Raw genomic sequence first — 364 nt, forward strand, 5'->3', positions numbered from 1 at the left:
ACCTGTTCGCGGTGAAGAGCACCCTGGAATACCGCGCCCCGGCGCATTTCGACGACTGGCTGGACATCGGCACCCGCGTGGCGCGGCTGGGGCGCAGCAGCCTGGTTTTCGAGCTGGGCATCTGGCGCGACGAGCAGTTGCTCACCGTCGGCGAGCTGGTCTACGTCTATGCGGATGCGAACGAGCGACAGAGCCAGCCCCTGCCGGACTGGCTGCGCGAGAAGATCAGGGCGTTCGAGCGACAGTCGCCAGTGGAATCAGGGACTCACGCCGAGTAGCTGGGAGAGCCGCGCGCGGTCGGCGGCATAGGTTCTTTCCGCGTCTTCGCGGGCCTTCTGGAAACGCCCGATCTCGCCCTGCAGGC

Annotated in this window: 1 protein-coding gene; it reads left to right on the forward strand. The window is 67.0% G+C overall.

All coding sequences use genetic code 11. The features are described from left to right. Window positions 1–278 (forward strand): acyl-CoA thioesterase (locus FLO80_RS24305; RefSeq protein WP_149187180.1); only part of this gene is annotated, 278 nt, incomplete at its 5' end. Window positions 279–364 lie beyond the last annotated feature (86 nt).

Source organism: Aquicoccus porphyridii (genome assembly GCF_008369105.1).
GTDB classification, from domain to species: domain Bacteria; phylum Pseudomonadota; class Alphaproteobacteria; order Rhodobacterales; family Rhodobacteraceae; genus Aquicoccus; species Aquicoccus porphyridii.